Origin of the sequence: Mesorhizobium sp. M0030 (assembly GCF_040323695.1) — a bacterium.
Lineage (GTDB): Bacteria > Pseudomonadota > Alphaproteobacteria > Rhizobiales > Rhizobiaceae > Mesorhizobium.
In genome coordinates this window covers 123,509-143,772 of the sequence record NZ_JAMYVE010000016.1, presented here as the reverse complement: position 1 = coordinate 143,772, position 20,264 = coordinate 123,509, and the positions used below count along the sequence as shown (strand labels likewise).

18 protein-coding genes and 1 tRNA gene are annotated in these 20,264 nt (G+C 63.7%); 9 read left to right on the top strand and 10 right to left on the bottom strand.

What is annotated here, in order from left to right; genetic code table 11:
* Positions 1–527: 527 nt before the first annotated feature.
* From NKJ80_RS27235 to NKJ80_RS27220, 4 genes are all read left to right on the top strand, one after another.
* Complete coding sequence (locus NKJ80_RS27235; protein ID WP_023820666.1) at positions 528–1,727, top strand: amidase; 1,200 nt, start codon at positions 528–530, stop codon at positions 1,725–1,727.
* Between the two features lie 2 nt (positions 1,728–1,729).
* On the top strand, positions 1,730–2,629 hold the full coding sequence (locus NKJ80_RS27230; protein WP_023671925.1) for a LysR family transcriptional regulator: 900 nt from the start codon (positions 1,730–1,732) through the stop codon (positions 2,627–2,629).
* Positions 2,630–2,718: 89 nt separating this feature from the next.
* Entirely contained in the window at positions 2,719–3,387 is a 669-nt protein-coding gene (locus NKJ80_RS27225) for a DUF1007 family protein (protein WP_023804726.1), read from the top strand.
* An 8-nt stretch (positions 3,388–3,395) separates the two neighbouring features.
* Positions 3,396–4,568 (top strand): nickel/cobalt transporter, encoded by a 1,173-nt coding sequence (locus NKJ80_RS27220; RefSeq protein WP_502902232.1) that lies wholly within the window; start codon positions 3,396–3,398, stop codon positions 4,566–4,568.
* A 10-nt stretch (positions 4,569–4,578) separates the two neighbouring features.
* Here NKJ80_RS27220 and denD read toward each other — a convergent pair whose 3' ends face one another.
* From denD to NKJ80_RS27200, 4 genes are read right to left on the bottom strand one after another with little or no spacing between them, the layout of a single operon-like run.
* Positions 4,579–5,562 carry a D-erythronate dehydrogenase gene (gene denD, locus NKJ80_RS27215; RefSeq protein ID WP_352462019.1) on the bottom strand — a complete coding sequence of 328 codons (984 nt, stop codon included), beginning with the start codon at positions 5,560–5,562 and terminating at the stop codon, positions 4,579–4,581.
* Between the two features lie 12 nt (positions 5,563–5,574).
* Positions 5,575–5,781 (bottom strand): hypothetical protein, encoded by a 207-nt coding sequence (locus NKJ80_RS27210; protein ID WP_023701051.1) that lies wholly within the window; start codon positions 5,779–5,781, stop codon positions 5,575–5,577.
* A gap of 58 nt (positions 5,782–5,839) precedes the next feature.
* Complete coding sequence (locus tag NKJ80_RS27205; protein WP_023695719.1) at positions 5,840–6,811, bottom strand: cation diffusion facilitator family transporter; 972 nt, start codon at positions 6,809–6,811, stop codon at positions 5,840–5,842.
* Between the two features lie 15 nt (positions 6,812–6,826).
* Positions 6,827–7,513, bottom strand: a complete 687-nt coding sequence (locus NKJ80_RS27200; RefSeq protein WP_023701049.1) for a GNAT family N-acetyltransferase — start codon at positions 7,511–7,513, stop codon at positions 6,827–6,829.
* Positions 7,514–7,596: 83 nt separating this feature from the next.
* On the opposite strand from NKJ80_RS27200, the gene NKJ80_RS27195 reads away from it, so the two are divergent.
* On the top strand, positions 7,597–8,781 hold the full coding sequence (locus NKJ80_RS27195) for a pyridoxal phosphate-dependent aminotransferase (protein WP_023701048.1): 1,185 nt from the start codon (positions 7,597–7,599) through the stop codon (positions 8,779–8,781).
* Positions 8,782–8,793: 12 nt separating this feature from the next.
* Here the strand turns inward: NKJ80_RS27195 and NKJ80_RS27190 are convergent, their stop codons facing one another.
* On the bottom strand, positions 8,794–9,555 hold the full coding sequence (locus tag NKJ80_RS27190) for an SDR family oxidoreductase (protein ID WP_023710952.1): 762 nt from the start codon (positions 9,553–9,555) through the stop codon (positions 8,794–8,796).
* Positions 9,556–9,912: 357 nt separating this feature from the next.
* Complete coding sequence (locus NKJ80_RS27185; RefSeq protein ID WP_352498655.1) at positions 9,913–10,650, bottom strand: tellurite resistance TerB family protein; 738 nt, start codon at positions 10,648–10,650, stop codon at positions 9,913–9,915.
* A 205-nt stretch (positions 10,651–10,855) separates the two neighbouring features.
* On the opposite strand from NKJ80_RS27185, the gene NKJ80_RS27180 reads away from it, so the two are divergent.
* Complete coding sequence (locus NKJ80_RS27180) at positions 10,856–11,218, top strand: YybH family protein (RefSeq protein WP_023817278.1); 363 nt, start codon at positions 10,856–10,858, stop codon at positions 11,216–11,218.
* Between the two features lie 23 nt (positions 11,219–11,241).
* On the opposite strand, the gene trhO is transcribed toward NKJ80_RS27180, so the two are convergent.
* Positions 11,242–12,168 carry an oxygen-dependent tRNA uridine(34) hydroxylase TrhO gene (gene trhO / locus NKJ80_RS27175; protein ID WP_352498654.1) on the bottom strand — a complete coding sequence of 309 codons (927 nt, stop codon included), beginning with the start codon at positions 12,166–12,168 and terminating at the stop codon, positions 11,242–11,244.
* 174 nt (positions 12,169–12,342) lie between these two features.
* On the opposite strand from trhO, the gene NKJ80_RS27170 reads away from it, so the two are divergent.
* Complete coding sequence (locus NKJ80_RS27170; protein ID WP_023817276.1) at positions 12,343–12,981, top strand: 2-dehydro-3-deoxy-phosphogluconate aldolase; 639 nt, start codon at positions 12,343–12,345, stop codon at positions 12,979–12,981.
* 138 nt (positions 12,982–13,119) lie between these two features.
* Here NKJ80_RS27170 and NKJ80_RS27165 read toward each other — a convergent pair.
* The 3 genes from NKJ80_RS27165 to NKJ80_RS27155 form a co-directional block, all read right to left on the bottom strand.
* A tRNA-Gln gene (locus NKJ80_RS27165) sits at positions 13,120–13,193 on the bottom strand.
* Between the two features lie 120 nt (positions 13,194–13,313).
* The gene (gene mepK, locus NKJ80_RS27160) at positions 13,314–15,140 is read right to left on the bottom strand and encodes a peptidoglycan L,D-endopeptidase MepK (RefSeq protein ID WP_023817275.1); all 1,827 of its coding nucleotides are present in this window, start codon (positions 15,138–15,140) and stop codon (positions 13,314–13,316) included.
* A gap of 389 nt (positions 15,141–15,529) precedes the next feature.
* Positions 15,530–17,068, bottom strand: a complete 1,539-nt coding sequence (locus NKJ80_RS27155; protein ID WP_023825450.1) for a sigma-54-dependent transcriptional regulator — start codon at positions 17,066–17,068, stop codon at positions 15,530–15,532.
* 145 nt (positions 17,069–17,213) lie between these two features.
* Here NKJ80_RS27155 and NKJ80_RS27150 point away from each other — a divergent pair, with 145 nt between their 5' ends.
* Positions 17,214–19,052 carry a M3 family oligoendopeptidase gene (locus tag NKJ80_RS27150; RefSeq protein WP_023671941.1) on the top strand — a complete coding sequence of 613 codons (1,839 nt, stop codon included), beginning with the start codon at positions 17,214–17,216 and terminating at the stop codon, positions 19,050–19,052.
* 412 nt (positions 19,053–19,464) lie between these two features.
* The gene (locus NKJ80_RS27145; RefSeq protein WP_023671943.1) at positions 19,465–20,181 is read left to right on the top strand and encodes a helix-hairpin-helix domain-containing protein; all 717 of its coding nucleotides are present in this window, start codon (positions 19,465–19,467) and stop codon (positions 20,179–20,181) included.
* Positions 20,182–20,264 lie beyond the last annotated feature (83 nt).

The following is a 20,264-nucleotide window of genomic DNA, read 5'->3' as shown; positions in this document are numbered from 1 at the left end:
ATTAACGCCTTGCGGCGCGCAATAAGGCTGCGGACGCGGGCTCTCGGCCTCGCGACGCGCGGTCAAACAAAGGCGGGACGGAAATTCATGGAACCAGCCGGTGGAGACCCCGGAACCATGAAACGCCGTCTCGCGGCGGTGAACCATGGCCTTGCCCGGCCTCGGTTCGCTTTGTCTGCCTTGGCTTGGATGGGAGACCCGTCCGCACTGCCGGCAATGAAGGTGTGCCTCTTCAGTAACCCCGGTCTTTGGACGACCGGCAGAACACCAGAAAGGCCCGCACCGTCGTTGCTTCAAGGTGTCCTCGGGCTGGCGGTTGGCCGCTAGACCGACTGGAGGGGTTAGCTCCAGTTACCTTACCGATTTCCCTCACCATTCGAGGATCGGCGGACACCCACAGGCACGTGCGACTTTGGGCAAGCGCGATATAAGATCGAAAGATTTCACAATCAATAAAAATCGTATCCCAGGTTGTAAAATTTCCGGCATCGAACAATGCTGGGCCTACTGTATACGGATATCGAACGATGCCAGGCACGCACGGCCCGCTCAACGCCTTTCTTGACCTGCGCCGCATGCCGGTCGCCAATGCGGAACTGGGGCCGCTGGCCGGGCTCAGGCTGGCGGTAAAGGACATTTACGACGTCGCCGGCTACCGCACCGGTTGCGGCAATCCGGTGAAGTTCGACGAGGCGCATGCCGCGTCCAGCACGGCACCGGCCGTGCAGATGATTCTCGACGCCGGCGCGCGCTTCATCGGCAAGACGCAGACCGACGAGTTCGCTTTCTCGCTGATGGGCCAGAACGCGCATTTTCCGTTTCCGGTGAACCCGGCCGCTCCCGATCGCGTCACCGGCGGCTCGTCCTCCGGATCGGCGGCGGCGGTGGCCGGCAAGCTTGCCGATATCGCCACCGGCTCCGACACCGGCGGCTCGATCCGTGCCCCGGCGAGCTTTTGCGGGTTGATCGGGCTGCGCACCACGCATGGCCGCATTTCGCTTGAAGGCACGATGAAGCTGGCGCCGAGCTTCGACACATTCGGCTGGTTCGCCGACGACATCGAGACCTATGAGACGATCGGCAAATTGCTGCTCGGCCGCGACCCGCATCCGTATCCGCTCACCCGGCCGCTTTCGATCCGCTGGCTGGACGCTTTCGTGGCCGGCCCCGCCGAGGCAGCCGAATACGCCAGGATGAGAGCGCTGGCCGCCAGTCTTGTCGGTGAGCCGGCGCCGGTGGAGTACAGCTTCGCTTCCTTCCCCGACGAGCTCTACTGGTGCTTTCGCCGCCTCCAGGCCGCCGAGGCCTGGCAGCAGCATGGCGCCTGGATCATTTCTGGCGAGCGCGATCTCGGGCCGGGCGTCGAGGAGCGCTTTGGTTTTGGCCGCACGATCGACGAAAAGACCGCGCGGGCCGAGGCGGTGCGCCGCCTGACCTTCCGCTCCGAGCTAGCCGCGCTGCTCGGCCAGGACGGGTTTCTTGTCCTGCCCACCGTTCCAGGCCCCGCACCTCTGGTCAAAAGCGAGCCGCAGCAGCTCCAGGCCTACCGCGAAAGGGCCTTGCATCTTTTGTGCCTTTCGGGTCTTTCAGGCTTTCCGCAAATCACCCTGCCGCTGGGCTCGGTTGACGGTGCCCCTTTCGGCCTCTCGCTGCTCGGCCCTCCCGGCAGCGACATTGCCCTGATACGGCTCGGCCGGCGAATTCTCGATGCGGCACGAAAGGCCTGATGATGGATACACTGACCCGCATGCGCGCCTTCATCGACGTCGTCGAGGCCGAAGGCTTTTCGGCGGCCGCGCGCAAGATCGGTCGCTCCAAGGCGCTGCTGTCGAAATATGTGCGCGAACTCGAGGACGAACTCGGCGCGCTGCTGCTCAACCGCACCACGCGGCAGTTCTCGTTAACCGAGGCCGGCCATACCTATTACAGCCGCGCTTCGGAAATCGTGCGCGAGGTCGACAGCCTGGCTGACGCCGTGCGCGAATCCTCCGGCGACGTGCGCGGCAGGATCAAGCTGTCGGCGGCGCGCACCTTCGCCGATGCGCCGATTGGCCAGTCGCTCATCGACTTCGCCAAGCAGCATCCCGACATCGTCCTCGACATCCATCTCGACGACCGCTTTGTCGATCTGGTCGAGGAAGGTTTCGATCTTGCCGTGCGCATCTCGCGGCTGGAGAACTCATCGCTGATCGCCCGCCGCCTGGGGCCGTTTTCGATCAAGCTTTGCGCCTCGCCGGAGCTGATCGCCAAGCACGGCAAGCCGACGCGCCCGCAGGATCTCGCCAACTTGCCCTGCATCGTCGACACCAATGGCCGCTCGCTCGCCAACTGGCGCTTCAGGGGCGATGGCGAGGAGTCAGTCAGTGTCAACGTATCGGGTCCCATCGAGGTCAACAGCCCGATGGCAGCGCGAGCCGCCGCCGTGTCCGGCCTGGGCTTCACCATCCTGCCCGATTTCATCGCCGCCCCCGACCTCGCATCCGGGCTGCTGGTGTCGTTGCTCGACGACCGCATCCAGTCGGGCAGCGGGATTTTCGCCGTGTACCCGCACCGTCGCTATCTGCCGGCCAAGGTCCGTGTCTTCGTCGATTTTCTGGTGCAGTGGTTCAAGAACCGCGAGAGCGCCTGACCCGGTCTTGCCGTGCCGCGGTCCCAATTTCGCCCCGTTTCTGGTAACCTCTCGAAATCTCTCCGAGGCCGATGGAACAGCGACCGAGAATGCATCTGAAACGGCACGCAATCATGCTGGCTTCGGCCTTGGCGGCGCCTTTTGCCGCCGTTGGAGCGGCTGGCGCGCATCCTCATGTCTTCGCCGAGGCCCGCCTCGACGTGATCCTCTCTCCGGATCACCAAAGTGTGAAAGCGCTGCGTCACCTCTGGCGTTTCGATGATCTGTTTTCGAGTACGGTGATGATGGAGTTCGACAAGAACTCCGACCTGAAGCTTGACGACAAGGAGCTGAAGGATGTCGCCGACACCGTTCATGCCTCGCTGGCCGAGTTCAATTATTTCCAGCTCGTCACCGTCGACGGCAAGGACGTGCCGATGACGCCGCCACCGCATCTTATGGCCAATTTCGAAAACGACCAGCTGATCATCCTGTTCGAATCCGAACCCAAGGTGCCGATCAAGCTCGCCGGCAAGATCGATTTCGGCGTCTACGATCCAACCTTCTATACGGCGATCGACTTCACCGAGGATAGCAACATCACGGTGGAAGGCCTGCCCTCGAACTGCACCAAGAGCGTCATCCGGCCTGATCCGGACGAGGCGATCAAGGAAAACCAGAAGACCTTGACGGACGCGTTCTTCAACGACCCGACAGGCACCGACATGAGCAAGATCTTCGCCACCAAGCTCGAACTGAATTGCCCGCCAGAAGGATAGATCCGGTGATGAAACCGTCCCTGCGTTTGGCATTCGGCCTCGTGGCCGCTGCCCTGCTGATGACGCACTTTCTCGGGCAGGCCCATGCCCAGAGTTCACTCGGCATCGGTGTCAATGACGGCATGGCGCCCACCACCGGCCCGTTCGCCCACATCCTGATGTGGATCAATCTGCGCCAGCAGGAATTCTACCGCGCACTGGCCACCGCGATGAAGGCGATGCGCGAGGACGGCAGCAAGATGTGGCTGCTGATCGGCCTGTCCTTCGCCTATGGTATTTTCCACGCCGCGGGCCCCGGCCACGGCAAGGCGGTCATCTCGTCCTACATGGTGGCCAATGAAGTGGCGCTCAGGCGCGGTATCCTGCTGTCCTTCGTCTCGGCGCTGCTGCAGGGCCTGACCGCGATCCTGGTGATGCTGCTTGCCTATTTCGTCCTGCGCGGCACCGCGATCTCGATGACCGACGCAGCCTGGTTCATGGAGATCATGAGCTATGTCTTCGTCACTTTGTTCGGCGCCTGGCTGCTGTGGCGCAAGCTCGGGCCTACGGTCCTGCGCTGGTTCGGCAAGGCGCCCGCCTACAGCCTGTCGGCAGCCCACGCCGGTCATTCCCATAGCGGCCATTCGCATGCCGCTCACAGCCACGCGGCGCATGCGCATTCGCACGCCTTGCATGTGCATCACGACCATTCGCATGATCATCACGATCACGCTGCGCACGACCACGACACACACGATCATTCCCATCACGACCACGCTCATCACGATCACGCCACTCACGATCACCCAGCCGGCGAGGTCTGTGGTACGTGCGGCCACTCACATGCGCCCGATCCGGCGCTGTTGTCGGGCGACCGCTTCGACTGGCGCACGGCCTGGTCGGCTGTAGCCGCCGTCGGCATCCGCCCCTGCTCCGGCGCGCTGATTGTGCTGAGCTTCGCTTTGCTCAACGGCCTGTGGCTCGGCGGCCTGCTGTCGGTGCTGGCGATGTCGATTGGAACCGCCATCACAGTCTCGGCGCTGGCAACGATCGCAGTCACCGCCAAGAACTGGGCGGTCTATTTCGCCGGCGACGGCCGCATGGGCAACCGCATCCACACAGTCGTCGAAATCGGCGGCGCCGCCTTCGTCTTCCTGTTCGGGCTGTTGCTGTTGTCGGCGAGCCTGTCCGGAGCTGTGTGACCTCGGCGGGTCAGGCCTGACCCGCGATCATTCCGCCCAGCTCATCCTCGATATGAGCGCGGATGATTTCATCGAAACTGTTTTCGGCGCTGAAGCCGAGGTCCCTTGCACGGCGCGCCTCGAAGCGCGTCGGCCAACCCTTGACGATCGCCCAGATCGTTTCGTCGGGCTCCTCACGGATCAGGCTCGCCACCTCGGCGCCTGCAGTGCGCTCCAGCGCCTCGATCTGCTCGCCGACGGTGACGGCAACGCCGGGCATTGTGAGGTTGCGGCGCGGCCCGACAGCGGCACCGTCGAGCCCAGCGGCATGGATCAGGAAACCGACCGCAGAGCGCGGGCTGGCATGGGTGTGCAGCACCGAGCGCGGCACCGGCAGGATCGCCTCGTGGCCGCTCAGCGGCTCGCGGATGATGCCGGAGAAGAAACCTGACGCCGCCTTGTTCGGCTTGCCGGGCCGCACGCAGATGGTCGGCAGCCTTATGCCGATGCCGTCGAAGAAGCCGCGCCTGGAATAGTCGGCCAGCAGCGCTTCGCTCATCTGCTTCTGCGTGCCGTAGGAGGTCAGCGGCGTCGGATGAAAGTCGTCCGGGATGACATCGGGGAACGGCGCGCCGAACACCGCGATCGACGAGGTGAAGACCAGACGCGGCGAAAAGCCCGCCAGCCGGACCGCATCGAACAGAGCCCGTGTGCCATCGAGATTGACGCGGTAGCCGAGATCGAAATTCGCCTCCGCCTCGCCCGACACGATGCCGGCGAGATGGAACATGACGTCGGGGCGTGACGCCACCAGGCTCTCGGCAGCACCGGCGTCGACAAGGTCGCCCGTATGCGTGGCGATGCTGACGCCATCCATCGCCGGCGCCTGCGGCGGCACGATGTCGTGCAGGTCGAGCCCGGTGATCTTGCGGCCGTTGAGCGTGCCGTCCTTGGCCAGCCGGTCGACAAGTTTGCGGCCGACCATGCCGGCGGCGCCAGTAATCAGGATGCGCATTTCGAAAGCCTCTTATTTGCCCTTGTTCTGGTTGCGGCCCCGCAACCAGAACACCAGAAAAAATGCCAGCACGAAGGCGATGCCGACGATGCCGGCAAGTACGGTCGAGACATTGCCGACGGCCAGCATCACGGTCGGCAAATAGAACGCCGCGATGCCGAACAGCAGCATGATCCAGGCTGCGGCAATCAGCGCATTTCGCGTGTCGCGGTCCATCATGCCGTCCCACCACAGCGGGAACTCGTCAACTCGGATGCCAATGCCATGAAATTCCCTGTCAGTGATAATGGCCGTGATGCGGTGGCGCACCATGGTCGTGGTCATGATCGTGCTCGTCATGGCTGTCGGCGCACTGGCCGAATTCCGGTTCAACCGTGGCGTGGCTGATGCCGTGTTCGGCGGCGAGCCGCTTCTTGATGGCGCTGACCGCCTGGTGCGGATCGACGCCATCGTTGAGGCAGGCATGCAGCGTCGCCATGTTGCTGGACCCGTCGAGCGACCAGACATGCATGTGATGCACTTCGCGCACGCCGTTGACGGTGCCGGCAATGTCCTTGGCGATGAGGTCGCGGTCGAGGCTTGCCGGTACGCCTTCGAGAAGGACGTGGGCGGCTTCGCGCATCAACGACCATGCGGTGGACAGGATCAGCACCGAGACCAGCACCGACAGAATCGGGTCGATCGGCGTCCAGCCGGTGGCCAGGATGACCAGCGCCGCCACGATCGCCGCCGCCGAACCGAGCAGGTCGCCCAGCACATGCAGGATGGCGCCGCGCATGTTGAGGCTGTCGTGGTCGCCGCCATGCAGCACGAAGAACGAGGCGAAGTTTACCAGAAGGCCGGCGATCGCCACCACCAGCATCGGCCCGCCCAGCACCGGCGCCGGCGTCATCAGCCGGCCCCAGGCTTCGTAGACGATCCACAAAGCAATGGCGAAGATGGCGATGCCGTTGGTGTAGGCGACCAGCGTCTTGACCCGGCCGAAACCATAGGTCAGGCGCACTGTCGCCGGCCGTCCGCCAAGATGGAAGGCGTACCAGGCAAGGCCAAGCGCGATCGAGTCGGCGAGCATGTGGCCGGCGTCGGCCAGCAGCGCCAGTGATCCCGTCAAAAGGCCGCCAAGCACTTCGGCCACCATGAAGCCGGCGGTCAGGCAGGCTGCGATCAGCACACGCTTCTTGTCGGTCGAGCCATGCACGTGGCCGGCGCCATGCCCAGCATGCGAACCATGATCATGGCTGTGCGCCATCGGAAAAAACTCCTGTTACGCGCCGAACTCGGCGCGGAAATCCTCGAGCCGCCGCTTCTGCCGGCCTTCGCCATCGAAATTGGCGGGATCGAGCCATGCCTCATAGGCTTTGCGCAGCGCCGGCCATTCCTTGTCGATGATCGAGTACCATGCGGTATCGCGGTTTTCACCCTTGACCACAAGATGCTGGCGGAAAATGCCCTCGAACTTGAAGCCGAACCGTTCCGCCGCGCGCTTTGACGGCTCGTTGCGGTTGTTGCATTTCCACTCGTAGCGGCGATAGCCGAGCCCGTCGAAAATATACTTCATGAACAGGAACTGCGCCTCGGTCGCTGCCGGCTTGCGCGAGATCAGCGGCCCCCAATAGATGTTGCCGATCTCGATGACGCCATAGGTGGGATCGATGCGCATCAGCGTCTGTCGCCCGGCGACCTTGCCGCTGGCCTTGTCGATGACGGTGAAGAACAGCGGATCCTCGCTCGCCTCGACCTTGTCCAGCCATGGCTGGAAATCGGCGCGGGTTTGCGGCGGGTAGTCGGGCAGCCAGGCAAAGCGTCCATCGATGTCGGGCACGGACGACGCCTCGTACAACCCATCGCCGTGCTTTTCGGCGCTCAGCGGTTCGAGCCGGACATAGCGGCCGTCAATGGGCTTGCGCTCGGGCCGCGGACGCGCTTGCCAATCTTTGAGATTTTCCGACACGCAAAACTCCAATCCGTTTGACTTTTGTGAGCAGACGCTCACAAAAACGCGACCTAACAGCAAGAACCACACGGACGGGAAAAATGCTCCACACGATTTCGGCCTTCGACCGCCTCGGCGAGGAAAACGCCTTTGCCGTGCTGGCGCGCGCCACTGCACTGGCTCAACAGGGCCGCGACATCGTCAATCTCGGCATCGGCCAGCCCGACTTCAAAACGCCGCAGCACATTGTCGAGGCCGCGATCAAGGCGCTGCGCGACGGCCACCATGGCTACACCCCGGCCAATGGCCTGCTGGCGACGCGCGAAGCGGTGGTGCGGCGCACGCTGACCACTACCGGCGTCGAAGTCTCGCCCGAGAATGTAATGATCCTGCCCGGCGGCAAGCCGACCATGTTCGCGGCCATCTTGATGTTCGGCGAACCCGGCGCCGAGATCCTCTATCCAGACCCAGGCTTTCCGATCTACCGCTCGATGATCGAGTTCACCGGCGCCGCGCCCATTCCGGTGCCGATCCGCGAGGAGAACGGCTTTGCCTTCTCGGCAGAAGAGACGCTGGCGCTGATCACGTCGAAGACCAGACTGCTAATCCTCAACTCACCGGCCAACCCGACCGGCGGCGTCACGCCGCGCGCCGAGATCGAGAAGTTGGTGGAGGGGCTGCAAGCGCATCCGCAGGTCGCTATCCTCTCCGACGAAATCTACGACGTCATGACCTATGACGGCGAGACGCATTTTTCGCTGCTCAATTTTCCGGAAATTCGCGACCGGCTGATCGTGCTCAACGGCTGGTCGAAGACATGGGCGATGACCGGCTGGCGCATGGGCTGGTCGATCTGGCCGAATGGCGACAAGGGCGGGCATCTCTACGACAAGGTCCGCAAGCTGGCGGTCAATTGCTGGTCCTGCGTCAACGCGCCGAGCCAGTTCGCCGGCATCGCCGCCATCGACGGCCCGCAGGACGATGTCGACAAGATGATGCGCGCCTTCGACAACCGCAGGAAGATCGTGGTCGAGGGGCTGAACGCGCTGCCCGGCGTCTCCTGCATTACGCCGAAAGGCGCATTCTATGCCTTCCCGAATGTTTCGAAGACCGGCTGGAAGGCCAAGAAGCTCGCCTCGGCACTGCTCGAGGAGGCCGGCGTGGCGCTGATCGGCGGCCCCGATTTCGGCATTCTCGGCGAAGGCTACATCAGGCTTTCCTACGCCAATTCCGAAGAGAACATCTTGCACGCGCTGGAGCGGATCGAGGCGTTTTTGAAGAAGTAGGCCTTCGGCTGTTCACCCACGCCCCACGAACGGCATCTTGGTCGCCATCACCGTCATGAACAGCACGTTGGCGTCGAGCGGCAGGCTGGCCATGTGGACGACGGCGTCGGCGACGCGCTGGACGTCCATCACCGCTTCGGCGGCGATGGTGCCATTGGCTTGCGGCACGCCGACCGTCATGGCATGCGCCATATCGGTCAGCGCGTTGCCTATGTCGATCTGGCCGCAGGCGATATCATAGGGCCGGCCGTCGAGCGCCAGCGTCTTGGTCAGCCCCGATATGGCGTGCTTGGTCGCGGTGTAGGGCACCGAGCCCGGCCGTGGCGCATAGGCCGACACAGAGCCATTGTTGATGATGCGGCCGCCCATCGGCTTTTGCTTGCGCATGGCGCCGAAGGCGGCGCGGGCGCACAGGAAGGATCCGGTGAGATTGACGCCGACAATATCGTTCCAAACCTCGACCGGTATCTCGTCGATCGGCGTCGACTTGTAGCTCATGCCGGCATTGTTGAAGAGCAGGTCGACGCGGCCGAAGGCTGCGGCCACCGTCTCGAACAGATCATCGACTTCGCCGGCCTTGCTGATGTCGCAGGCAACTGCCAGCGCCTTGGCATCCGCTTTCCCGGCTTCGGTAATGGCGGCGTCGAGCACCGCTTTGCGGCGGCCGCAAAACACCGTGTTCCAGCCCGCCTTGAGCAGCGCCGTGGCGACGCTCTTGCCGATGCCGGTGCCGGCGCCGGTGACGATGGCGGTTTTCTCTGTGAGGGCTGTCATGGATTTTGCTCCTGCGCGCCGCGCATCCCCGGCACAGATCGGGGTGCATCCGAATGCACCGACCCATCGCAAATGAGGGCGATCATGGCAAGCCGGACACTAATGCATGTCGCTCAAAAGTGGCCCCGGTTCTAAGAGAACGACATGCATCAGGACAAAAACATGAAGCGCCACGCGCTTTATGTGATCGGTCCAACAAAAAGGGCGGTCATTGGCGACCGCCCCCTGATCTGAACCGGGCTTGGGAGGAGGAAAAGCCGATCCGACTGACTAAAATCATGCGCTTCCTCGGTAAACGAGACGTTAACGCATTTTTCCGGCCTCGGCCCCCCTGCCCCAGGCGCGCGGCTGCGTTGTCTACCAGCGCGGGTTCGGCGCCGTGCCTGACGGAACCGGCACCTTGGCCGCCGACACCGTCGCCTCGACATGATCGACGAGCGCATCCGGCAGGCCGAGCCGGCCGGCGAGCAGGTCGAGATAGCCGCGTTCGGCGCGCGTATCGGGGTCGATCGTCAGTCGGGACGCCGTGTAGAGCTCGAGCCTCTGCTCATCGGTCTTGGCGCCGGCGACCAGCGTATCGAGGTCGAGCGGGCTGTCCAGCTCCGCCATCAGAAACTTTTCCGCTTCCGTGCCGATGCCGGCCAGACTGAGCTTGCCGGCGATCTTTTGGCGCTCCGCGTCATCGACATGGCCATCGGCCTTGGCCGCCGAGATCATCGCCCGCACCAGGGTCAGCGTGAACTCGTCCTCCCCCTGTGGCGCCTGTGAAGGATGAAAGCCGGTGTCGGCGGGCGGCGGCAGCAATTCCGGCTGGCCGGCCGCCGGCGCCTGCTCGGGTGCATTGCCGGCCTTGTAATTCTGGTAGGCCTTGTAGGCGAGACCGCCGATCGCAGCCAGTCCGCCGAGCTTCACGGCCGTGCCGGTGAACTGCCGTCCCGTGCCGGTTCCAAGCAGCACCGCAGCCAGCGCACCGGCGGCCAGCGGATTGTCCTTGGCCATCTGCACAGCCTGCCCGGCCTTGTCGCGAACGGTGCCGGTTGTGCCGGGAACTTGCGAGCCGAGCAGATTGTCGAGAAGCTTCTTGGGGTCGAACATGGTGCCTCCAGAAAAGGGCCCGCGCCAAACGTGAACGGGCAGGTTTTGGACGTTGCAGAGGTAGGTCCCGCACACTGACATTACAATGACGGAGACGCGCTTTGCTATCGGCGCCGGCAATGCCCCAAATCGGTGATCGGTGTGTCGATACCGGCCTCGGCTTGCGCTAATGTCGCCGCCGCATTGCCGAGGGAGGAACCTTGCCGTGACCGATCAACCTGGCCGGGAACCGGCGCGCGATCCGCAGGATCTGGAACGTTTGTTGATCGACCGGCAGTGGGCCGGAGACATTGACGGCATGGTGGCGCTGTTCCAACCCGATGCCGCCATCGACACCGGAGCAGCCGAATTGACGCGTGGCCACGAGGCGATCCGCGCTTTGCTCGAAGCCTTTGCCGCGAGCGGACGAAAGTTCCAGCGCGGCGAGCAGCGCCCGGCGGCCATTAACGGCGACCTCGCGTTGACGTCGACCAGGCTTGCCGACGGCTCGATAACCTCAGAGGTCGCGCGCCGGCAGGCCGACGGCACATGGCTGTGGGTGATCGACCGCTATTCTGTCGTGTGGTGATCCAGTCAGGGCGTCGGCGGCACTTAACTGCCGATATGTCCCCTGCCCCGCGCCTGCGCAAGTTCGACCTGGCGCTGGCGCTCGGCATAGCGGGTGCGATCCTCATCCGAGCGTGCCTCGTAACAATGCGGGCATGACACGCCGGTGGAAAAATGCGGCGACAGCCGGTCCTCCGGCGTCAGCGGATGCCGGCAGGCGCGGCAGAGTTCGGCCTCGCCTTCGGTCAACCCATGCGACACCGAGACCCGCTCGTCGAAGACGAAACACTCGCCCTGCCACAGGCTGTCTTCGGCCGGGACCTCTTCAAGATATCTGAGGATGCCGCCCTTGAGATGGAACACATCCTCGAAGCCGAGCGACTTCACATAGGCCGTCGCCTTTTCGCAGCGGATGCCGCCGGTGCAGAACATCGCGACCTTGCGGCCGTCGAGTTGGTCGCGGTGTTTTTCCACCCAGGCCGGGAATTCGCGAAAGCTCGACGTGCGTGGATCCACCGCACCCTCGAACGTGCCTATCGACACTTCGTACGCGTTGCGTGTGTCGATGACGATGGTGCCGGGGTCCGAGATCAGCGCGTTCCAGTCGGCCGGCGCGACATAGGTCCCCGCACCCGTCGCCGGGTCGAGGTCTTCGACGCCCATGGTGACGATCTCGCGCTTCAGCCGCACCTTCATGCGATGGAACGGCATTTCGGCGGCAGTGCTGTATTTGACCTCGAGATCGGCAAGACCCTCGATGGCCTCGAGATAAGCGATCAGGTCGGCTATGTCGGTTTCGCTGCCGGCGACCGTGCCGTTGATACCTTCCTGCGCCAGAAGCAATGTGCCCTTGATGCCGCGCCCGCAGCAGAAGGCGGCAAGCGGCGTGCGCAATTCTCGCAGCGCCTCGAAGTCGCCCAGCCTCGCAAATTTGTAGAGCGCAGCGACGCGCACGGGTTCACGGTTGGTCATCGCCAAGCCACTAAACCGTGGTCAAAGCGGATTCAAGGCAGAGCTAAAGACACCTTGTCGGTATTCGCCAGCAGGCTCGTTGGCCGACATGTGACATCGCGGCAGGCCGGGTTTCGTGGACTCGGAATCGGCCTTCTGCTAATCGGTTGAAATCACCTAGGGAGAGACAAGCCAATGCCCAGCAAGACCGAAAAGCTCCTGTCGCTGCTCAATGGCCAGCCGGTCATTCCGGTGCTGAAGATCGCCAATGTCGCGGACGCCGTCCCGCTCGCCCGGGCGCTCGCCGCCGGCGGCCTGCCGGCGATCGAGATCACGCTGAGAACCGCCGATGCGCTGGAAGCGATCCGCCGCGTCGCCGGTGAGGTCGAGGGCGCCATTGTCGGCGCCGGCACAATTCTCGATGCCAAGCAGTTCGACGAGGCAGCGGCCGCCGGATCGAAATTCATCGTCAGCCCCGGCATCACGCGAGAGTTGCTGGCGGCGACCAAGGACAGCGACGTTCCCTTGCTGCCCGGCGCCATCACGCCCGGCGAGATCATGGCTGCCCGCGAGGCCGGCCTGCGGTTCCTGAAATTCTTCCCGGCCGAACAATCCGGCGGCATCGCCTCGCTGAAGGCCTTTGCCTCGCCGCTGGCCGACGTGAAATTCTGCCCGACCGGCGGCATCTCGGCCAAGAACGCCGCCGACTATCTCAGCCTGTCCAACGTTATCTGCGTCGGCGGCTCGTGGGTGGCGCCGGACGAGTTGGTCAAGGCCGGCAAGTGGGATGAGATCGAGGCGCTCGCACAGACCGCGAGCAAGCTCGGAAAATAACCTCCGCTACTTTGTCTTTGCGCAATTCCCAAGGGAAGCGCTCCGCGCTTTTCCGGGAAAATCACAGTGTTCCCGGAATTGCACTCGGCACAAAAACCCGCCAGCTGCGCCGACCGGGTTTGCTACGCGTTGAGATTTTGGTTCCCGCTCATGGGCTCGAACCACGATTCACGCCTTCAAAGGGCGCTGTCCTACCATTAGACGAAGCGGGAATGCAGCTTGGTGGTTAGCATTCTGTGGCGATGGAAGCCAGTGCTCGAGATCTCGCTAAAAACAAAAGCCGCACAGGTTGCCCAGCGCGGCTTCGAGTCGATAACGCCCCGGTCACGCCCTTACTTCGTCTGGAAGCGGGCGACCGAAAGGAATTTTACGGCATTGCCGGTGAAGCGGTTGGCATCGGCCATCTGGTTGTCCGCCTGAAAGCCTGCGGTGTAGACCTCGCTCGGCGGCGTATGCACGATGTTGTAGGCATAGCGCGGCGCTGTCGTCGGGCTGGAAACGGTGGCGATGTTGTCGCCGCTGCTCAGCGCCCAGCGGGCCGCCTGCGGTTCGGCCGCCATCACCACTGCCTTCGGTCCTGGCTTCAGGTCGCGGGCCGAAGCCCTGGCTTCCTTGCGTGTCGTCTTGACGCCGGCGCCGATCACCGAGGCTGGATCGGTACCGGCGGGACGGGCAGCAATAGCGCCGCGCGGCGATGCGGCATCGACACCTGACGGATCGTTGAACGCCGAGCGCGGCTCAAGCGACGCAACCTGATAGTCGTCGGTAGCACCGGCTGTATCGGCGGCGCTGGCCTGTTCGAGAACCGCCTTGACCTCGTCCGGACGCTGCGACGGCAGCACCGAGAACGCGTCGGTTGCGGTCTGCTTGTGGGCAGCCGTATCGGCCAGCGCCAGCAGAACGCCCTTGTCCTGCGGCGCAAGCTCAGCCGGCGGCGAAGAGCGGTCGGGACGCCAGGTCGGCAACGGGACGTTGACCGCGACCTGCGCCGGAGCGGCAGCTTGATCGGCCCCCTGGTCGGCATTGCTCGCATCGGCCGTGCCGAACGGCACATTGGCCGGCGCCTGCGCCGTCGCCACCGTCTGTTCGGTGGTGGCATCGGCCACGCCGAACGGCACGGTCTCAGGTTGTTGCGCGCCGACATCGGCCTTCGGCCGCGGTGCGAAAGCGGGCAGCGGCACTTCCTTGGCGGGCAGCGCGGCGATGATCGTCTCCGGCGTGTCCTGCGGCTCCGCATCGTCAGCGCTGTCGTCGGCAAGCTGCGGAATGTTGGCGCGCTTGGCGTTCTGCGGCGACACGATCGCGATGCCAGGCAGATTGCTGTTGTTGTTGCTCGTGGCAGCCAGCACCGGCTTCACGCTTCTCGGCGGCGGCGCGGCGGTAGCGACATCGGCGCTGTCGTCGGCTTCGTCTTCACCGCCACCGCCAAAGAAAGCGGACAGGAAGCCACCGGATTTCTTGGTGCTGCCGCCTGCGCTGGCCATCATGATGGCAGGAGAACCGGCGCCCTTGCGCGCCTTGTAGGAGGCGAGCGCCTGGTCATAACCCGGCAACGGCCTGCCGTCGCTCGGCACATGCAGCGTCTTGCCATTGGGAAACAGGCTGACCAGTTCCTGGCGGCTGATGCCTGGCCAGTGCCGCACATTGCCGACGTCCATGTGGACGAAGGGCGAACCCGACGACGGATAGTAGCCGACGCCGCCGCCCTGCATCTTCAGGCCGATGTTGCGCAGCTTCTTCAGCGGCACACCCGGAATGTAGAAGTCCATCGCCTTGCCCAGCATATGCTGGCTTTCCTTGGCGACACCGCGGCTGCGGCTGCGCAGCATCGAATTGGTCGACGGCGAGCGATAGCCGCAAACGACCTGGATATAGTCGGTGGCGCCGGCCTGCCGATAAGCTTCCCACACCAGATCGAGCAGGCGCGGATCCATCTTGGTCGGTTCGTTGCGACGCCAGTCGCGCAGGATGATGTTGATCTTCCTGAGGCCTGCCGGATCGTAGCGGCCATTGCGCTTGTAGACGATCTCGGCCTTTTCGTGCGTGTGGAGGTGATAGAGCTTGAGCGAGCGCGTTTCAGCGCTGGCGCCGGCAGCAGTAGCGGCAAGGAAAGCGAACGCAACGATCACCGCTGCCAGCCATCTCGGCCAGACGCCCATGTGATCGCGCCGCCCGTTTCTGTGTCGTTCGACTTTGTTCAAATCAAAAGGCCTTGCAGGCTGCCGTTTGTCCCCGGATTTGTCCAAACGGATGCGTGGTTCTTACATCCGAATATCGATCCTAATGGTTAATCATCGCTTATTGAAGCCGAAATGCGGTAACACCGTGGCGATATCCCGTCAAAAATAATACACAGGATTTCTTGGTAAACTGCTGGTTTAGATCAAGATTCAGCCTTTTCCCGCTACACGATCTGTTACCGCTGGCCTTAATGCGTGAACAACGCTGTCCGCATCAGTCATATTCCCGCCCCAACCCTTATGCAGCGCCGGATGTGGCATGGCAAGCTGGTCCCGGCCTTGCGTTGGCAAGCTGTGGAATTCGGCGTTCAGGAGGCAAGGCGGTCGAGGCGGCCGGTTTCCGGGTCGATGCCGTATTCCTTGAGCTTGCGGTAGAGCGTCGAGCGGCCGATGCCGAGACGCCGCGCGACCTCGCTCATCTGGCCGTTATAATGGTCGATGGCGAGCTTGATCATTTCGAGTTCGACATCGGCCAGCGCACGCACATTGCCACGCTCGTCCAGCGCCCGCAGCGTGCCGAAACGCTGAAGCAGCCTCGCCGGAGGGGCGGGCTCGGCAGCTGCAGTACCGGCGTCGTCAGTCTGCGCGCCATCGCCTTGCGATCCGGTGCTCAAGGCCATGCCGGGGTCCGACAAGGACGCATCGGCGTCGAGATTGACGGTGCCGTCGACCTGCGCCCGGATCTGCGGAAATTCGTCAGTCGTGAGCACATCGCCTTCGGCAAGCACCGAGGCCCTGAACACGGCGTTTTCCAGCTGCCTGATGTTTCCCGGCCAATCATAGGCCTGCAGCATGGCCAGTGCGGCATCCGAGATGCCGTGCAGGCGATTGCCCGCCGGCGCCACCTTGTCCATGAAATGCTTGACCAGATAGGGGATGTCGTCGCGGCGGTCGCGCAGCGGCGGCACGACGATCGGGTAAACGTTGAGCCGGTAGAACAGGTCCTCGCGAAACTTGCCGTCCTTGACCTGCTGCAGAAGGTTGCGGTGCGTGGCCGAGATCAGCCTGATGTCGACCCTGACGGTGGAACGGCCGCCGACCGGATCGACCTCGCCATCCTGCACGGCGCGCAACAGCTTGACCTGCACGTCGAGCGGCAGGTCGCCGATCTCGTCCAGGAACAGCGTGCCCGAATGCGCCTCGACGAACTTGCCGGTATGCTTTTCGGTGGCGCCGGTGAACGAGCCTTTTTCGTGACCGAACAGGATCGATTCGACCAGATTGTCGGGGATGGCGCCGCAATTGACGGTGACGAACGGTTTTGTGCGGCGTTCGCCGCTGCCCTGGATGGCGCGCGCCACCAATTCCTTGCCGACGCCCGATTCGCCCTCGATCAGGATCGGGATGTTGGAGGCCGCAGCCTTCTGGCCGAGGCGGATCACCCGGTCCATCGCCGGGCTATGCGTGATCATGTCCTTGAATGTCAGGTGGCCGCCCCGACGCCGCGACGTGCGCTTGACCTCGTCCTCGACCGCCTCGACCTTGAGCGCGTTGCCGATCGCGGTCTGCAGCCGGTCGGGAGACGCCGGCTTGACGACAAAATCGAAGGCGCCGTGGCGCATCGCCGAGACCACCGTTTCTATGCCGCCCTGCGCAGTCTGCACAATGACGGGAACAGTGATGCCGCGCTCGCGCATCGCCTTCAGCACGCCGATGCCGTCGAGGCCCGGCATGACAAGGTCGAGGATGACTGCCGAAATATCCCTCGCATTGGGTCCGTCAAGCGCGCTCAGACCGGCCTCGCCGCCATCGGCAACGATGGCGCTGTGGCCGAATTTCGTCACCGCCGCTTCGAGCAGCCGGCGCTGCACGGGATCGTCATCGACTATAAGAATGGAACCTGTCATGACTGATTTGAGTTGCCCGCCTGGGAAATTCCCATGGATCATCTTGGCACAGGGTTCTAAACAAGGTTTCAAAAAACCCGGTGAACGAATTCCTTAGGATTTGACCGGCTTGTCCTTTCCCCTTGATTCCAGAAGGTAATTGTTGATGAGCAGGATTCTCGGTCGGCAGCTTGCGGCGGTAGCGTCCGGTCAGGGCGCGGCGGAACTTGGCGACCTGCCGGAATGGAATCTCGCCGATCTTTATTCCGGCATGGAGGCGCCCGAACTGAAGCGTGACCTTGCCAAGGCGGCGGCCGACGCCGTCGCCTTCGAGAACCGCTGGAAGGGCACACTGGCTGCGGAGGCCGGGCGCGGAAGCGCCGGCAGGCTTGGCGAGGCGCTGACAGCCTATGAGGCGCTGGAGGAACTGATCGGCCGCATCGTCTCCTATGCCGGCCTGATCTATGCCGGCAACACCGCCGATCCGCAGCGCGCAAAGCTCTATGGCGACATCCAGGAAAAGATGACCGACGCCAGCGCGCATCTTCTGTTCTTCGCGCTGGAACTGAACCTGATCGATGACAAGGCGCTCGAATCCGCCCTCGCCGCCGACGCCGGCTTTGCCCATTACCGGCCCTGGGTGCTCGACCTCAGAATGGACAAGCCCTACCAGCTCGAGGATCGGGTCGAGCAGCTGTTCCATGAGAAGTCGATCACCGGGCGCGGTGCCTGGAACCGGCTGTTCGACGAGACGATGACCGATCTGCGTTTCGACATAGACGGCGAGGAACTGACGCTGGAGCCGGCGCTGAACCGCCTGCAGGACGCCGATGGGGAGGTCCGCCGCCGCGCCTCCGAAGCGCTGGCCACAACCTTCCGCAAGAGCCTGCGCACCTTCACGCTGATCACCAACACGCTGGCCAAGGACAAGGAGATTTCCGACCGCTGGCGCGGCTTCGAGGACATCGCCGACTCACGCCATCTCGCCAACCGTGTCGAGCGCAGCGTGGTCGACGCGCTGGCATCGGCCGTGCGCGAGGCCTATCCGCGCCTGTCTCATCGCTACTACGCGATGAAGGCGCGCTGGCTGGGCATGGAGGTGATGAACCACTGGGACCGCAACGCGCCCTTGCCCGAAACGCCGCAAGCGGTGATTCCTTGGGATGATGCCAGGAACACTGTGCTATCGGCCTATCAGCGCTTTTCCCCCGACATGGCGGAGATCGCCCGCACCTTCTTCGACCGCAACTGGATCGACGCGCCGGTCAGGCCCGGCAAGTCGCCCGGCGCCTTCGCCCATCCGACCGTGCCTTCGGCGCACCCTTACGTGCTGCTCAACTACATGGGCAAGCCGCGCGATGTGATGACGCTGGCGCATGAACTCGGCCACGGCGTGCATCAGGTGCTGGCCGGCGGCCAGGGCGCGCTGATGGCTTCGACGCCGCTGACTTTGGCCGAGACGGCCTCGGTGTTCGGCGAGATGCTGACCTTCCGTTCGCTGCTCGACCAGACCACCGACAAGCGCCAGCGCAAGGCGATGCTCGCCCAGAAGGTCGAGGACATGATCAACACGGTCGTGCGCCAGATCGCCTTCTACGAGTTCGAACGCAAGGTGCATGCAGAGCGCAAGAACGGCGAACTGACCTCCGACAAGCTCGGCCAGTTCTGGCTCGAGGTGCAGGCCGAAAGCCTGGGGCCGGCGATCAAGCTGCGCGAGGGCTATGAGGTCTTCTGGACCTACATCCCGCACTTCGTCCACTCCCCCTTCTACGTCTACGCCTATGCCTTTGGCGACTGCCTGGTGAACTCGCTCTACGCGGTCTACCAGAACGCTGAGCATGGCTTCCAGGATAAGTATTTCGAGATGTTGCGCGCCGGCGGCACCAAGCATCACTCGGAGCTTCTCGCGCCCTTCGGCCTCGACGCCACCGACCCCGCCTTCTGGCAGATCGGGCTTGGCGTGATCGGCGGCCTGATCGACGAGTTGGAAGCGCTCGACAGTTAATGCGCGCACCCATTGGACCGATGGCGCAGAGTGGCAGGTTCAGCAGCGGCCTCGACTTTGCAGAATCGCAGAACAGTTTAGCCGGAATGCATGTGACGGCAGCTCTGTTCTTGTTCTAAATATCTGTTCTTGAATAACTCTCCGGCGAAAATTCCGTTAGCTTTCCCGAAACCGTATGATAGCTTTCCGACTGAAGCTCAGCCGGGCGCGCGGCTTAAGGCCGGACAGTATCCCGGCCCATGGCAGCGGTCTGACGAATGCGACAGCGACGGTTGGCAATGGGCGGAAAGCCGAACGCCGACACTCGACGACAGACCGGCTGTTCCCTGAGCCGCCGAACCACATTGGATGATCCGATCTGCCAAGGTCATGACTTGGGACGGCGGCGGACGGATCCGACTGGAGAGAGACGATGACCTTCTTTTACATTGTCCTGGCGTTCCTTGTAGGTGTGTTGGTTGGCTGGTTTATCTGGGGCCGGCTGCGCGGCGAACTCGACAGCCTGCGCGGCGATCTCGACCGCACCCGCAGCGAGCGTGACAGACTGCGCGCCGACGCCGATCGCCTGACTGGCGAACTCGACGCCTGCGGCAAGACCCGCGCCGATCTCGAACGGCGGCTGCGTGAAACATCAGCTCCATCCGCCAAGCCTTCAAGTTCGGCGCCGGCCGCCCTGGTATCGACAGCGGCAACGGCCAAGTCCGCCCCGGCCGCGAAACCGACCCCCGCCAAACCCGCCGCGGCCAAACCAGCTGCGGCCAAATCCGCGGCCGCAAAACCAGCGGCCAGCAAACCTGCCGCCGCCAAGGCCGCGCCCAAAGCCGCGGCTTCAAAGCCCGCCGCCGTCCCGAAGAAGGCCGCCCCGGCAGCTGGAAAGGCCGACAATCTGCGTCGCCTGATCGGTATCGGCCCGGTCAACGACAAACTGCTCAAGGGCCTTGGCGTCACGACCTACGCGCAGATCGCCGGCTGGACCGCGGCCGACGTCAAGCGCATCGAGGACACGCTGAATTTCGACGGCCGCATCGCTCGCGAAAAGTGGGTCGAGCAGGCCAAGCTGCTTGCCGCCGGCGACGAAAAGGAGTTCGCACGCCAATTCCCGAGCGCCGGGACCGCCAACAACAGCTGATCTGTCATCGGCAACATAAGCAGAAGGCGGCGCTCTCGGGCGCCGTCTTTGTTTTTGCATTCGCCACTGTCTTTGCGCCCTGC

Bases quoted from the DNA above. Each gene is read 5' to 3' on its own strand.
- NKJ80_RS27235 (WP_023820666.1), top strand. From the start codon at position 528: ATGCCAGGCACGCACGGCCCGCTCAACGCCTTTCTTGACCTGCGCCGC.
- NKJ80_RS27230 (WP_023671925.1), top strand. From the start codon at position 1,730: ATGGATACACTGACCCGCATGCGCGCCTTCATCGACGTCGTCGAGGCC.
- NKJ80_RS27225 (WP_023804726.1), top strand. From the start codon at position 2,719: ATGCATCTGAAACGGCACGCAATCATGCTGGCTTCGGCCTTGGCGGCG.
- NKJ80_RS27220 (WP_502902232.1), top strand. From the start codon at position 3,396: ATGAAACCGTCCCTGCGTTTGGCATTCGGCCTCGTGGCCGCTGCCCTG.
- denD (WP_352462019.1), bottom strand. From the start codon at position 5,562: ATGCGCATCCTGATTACTGGCGCCGCCGGCATGGTCGGCCGCAAACTT.
- NKJ80_RS27210 (WP_023701051.1), bottom strand. From the start codon at position 5,781: ATGATGGACCGCGACACGCGAAATGCGCTGATTGCCGCAGCCTGGATC.
- NKJ80_RS27205 (WP_023695719.1), bottom strand. From the start codon at position 6,811: ATGGCGCACAGCCATGATCATGGTTCGCATGCTGGGCATGGCGCCGGC.
- NKJ80_RS27195 (WP_023701048.1), top strand. From the start codon at position 7,597: ATGCTCCACACGATTTCGGCCTTCGACCGCCTCGGCGAGGAAAACGCC.
- NKJ80_RS27190 (WP_023710952.1), bottom strand. From the start codon at position 9,555: ATGACAGCCCTCACAGAGAAAACCGCCATCGTCACCGGCGCCGGCACC.
- NKJ80_RS27185 (WP_352498655.1), bottom strand. From the start codon at position 10,650: ATGTTCGACCCCAAGAAGCTTCTCGACAATCTGCTCGGCTCGCAAGTT.
- trhO (WP_352498654.1), bottom strand. From the start codon at position 12,168: ATGACCAACCGTGAACCCGTGCGCGTCGCTGCGCTCTACAAATTTGCG.
- NKJ80_RS27170 (WP_023817276.1), top strand. From the start codon at position 12,343: ATGCCCAGCAAGACCGAAAAGCTCCTGTCGCTGCTCAATGGCCAGCCG.
- mepK (WP_023817275.1), bottom strand. From the start codon at position 15,140: ATGGGCGTCTGGCCGAGATGGCTGGCAGCGGTGATCGTTGCGTTCGCT.
- NKJ80_RS27155 (WP_023825450.1), bottom strand. From the start codon at position 17,068: ATGACAGGTTCCATTCTTATAGTCGATGACGATCCCGTGCAGCGCCGG.
- NKJ80_RS27150 (WP_023671941.1), top strand. From the start codon at position 17,214: ATGAGCAGGATTCTCGGTCGGCAGCTTGCGGCGGTAGCGTCCGGTCAG.
- NKJ80_RS27145 (WP_023671943.1), top strand. From the start codon at position 19,465: ATGACCTTCTTTTACATTGTCCTGGCGTTCCTTGTAGGTGTGTTGGTT.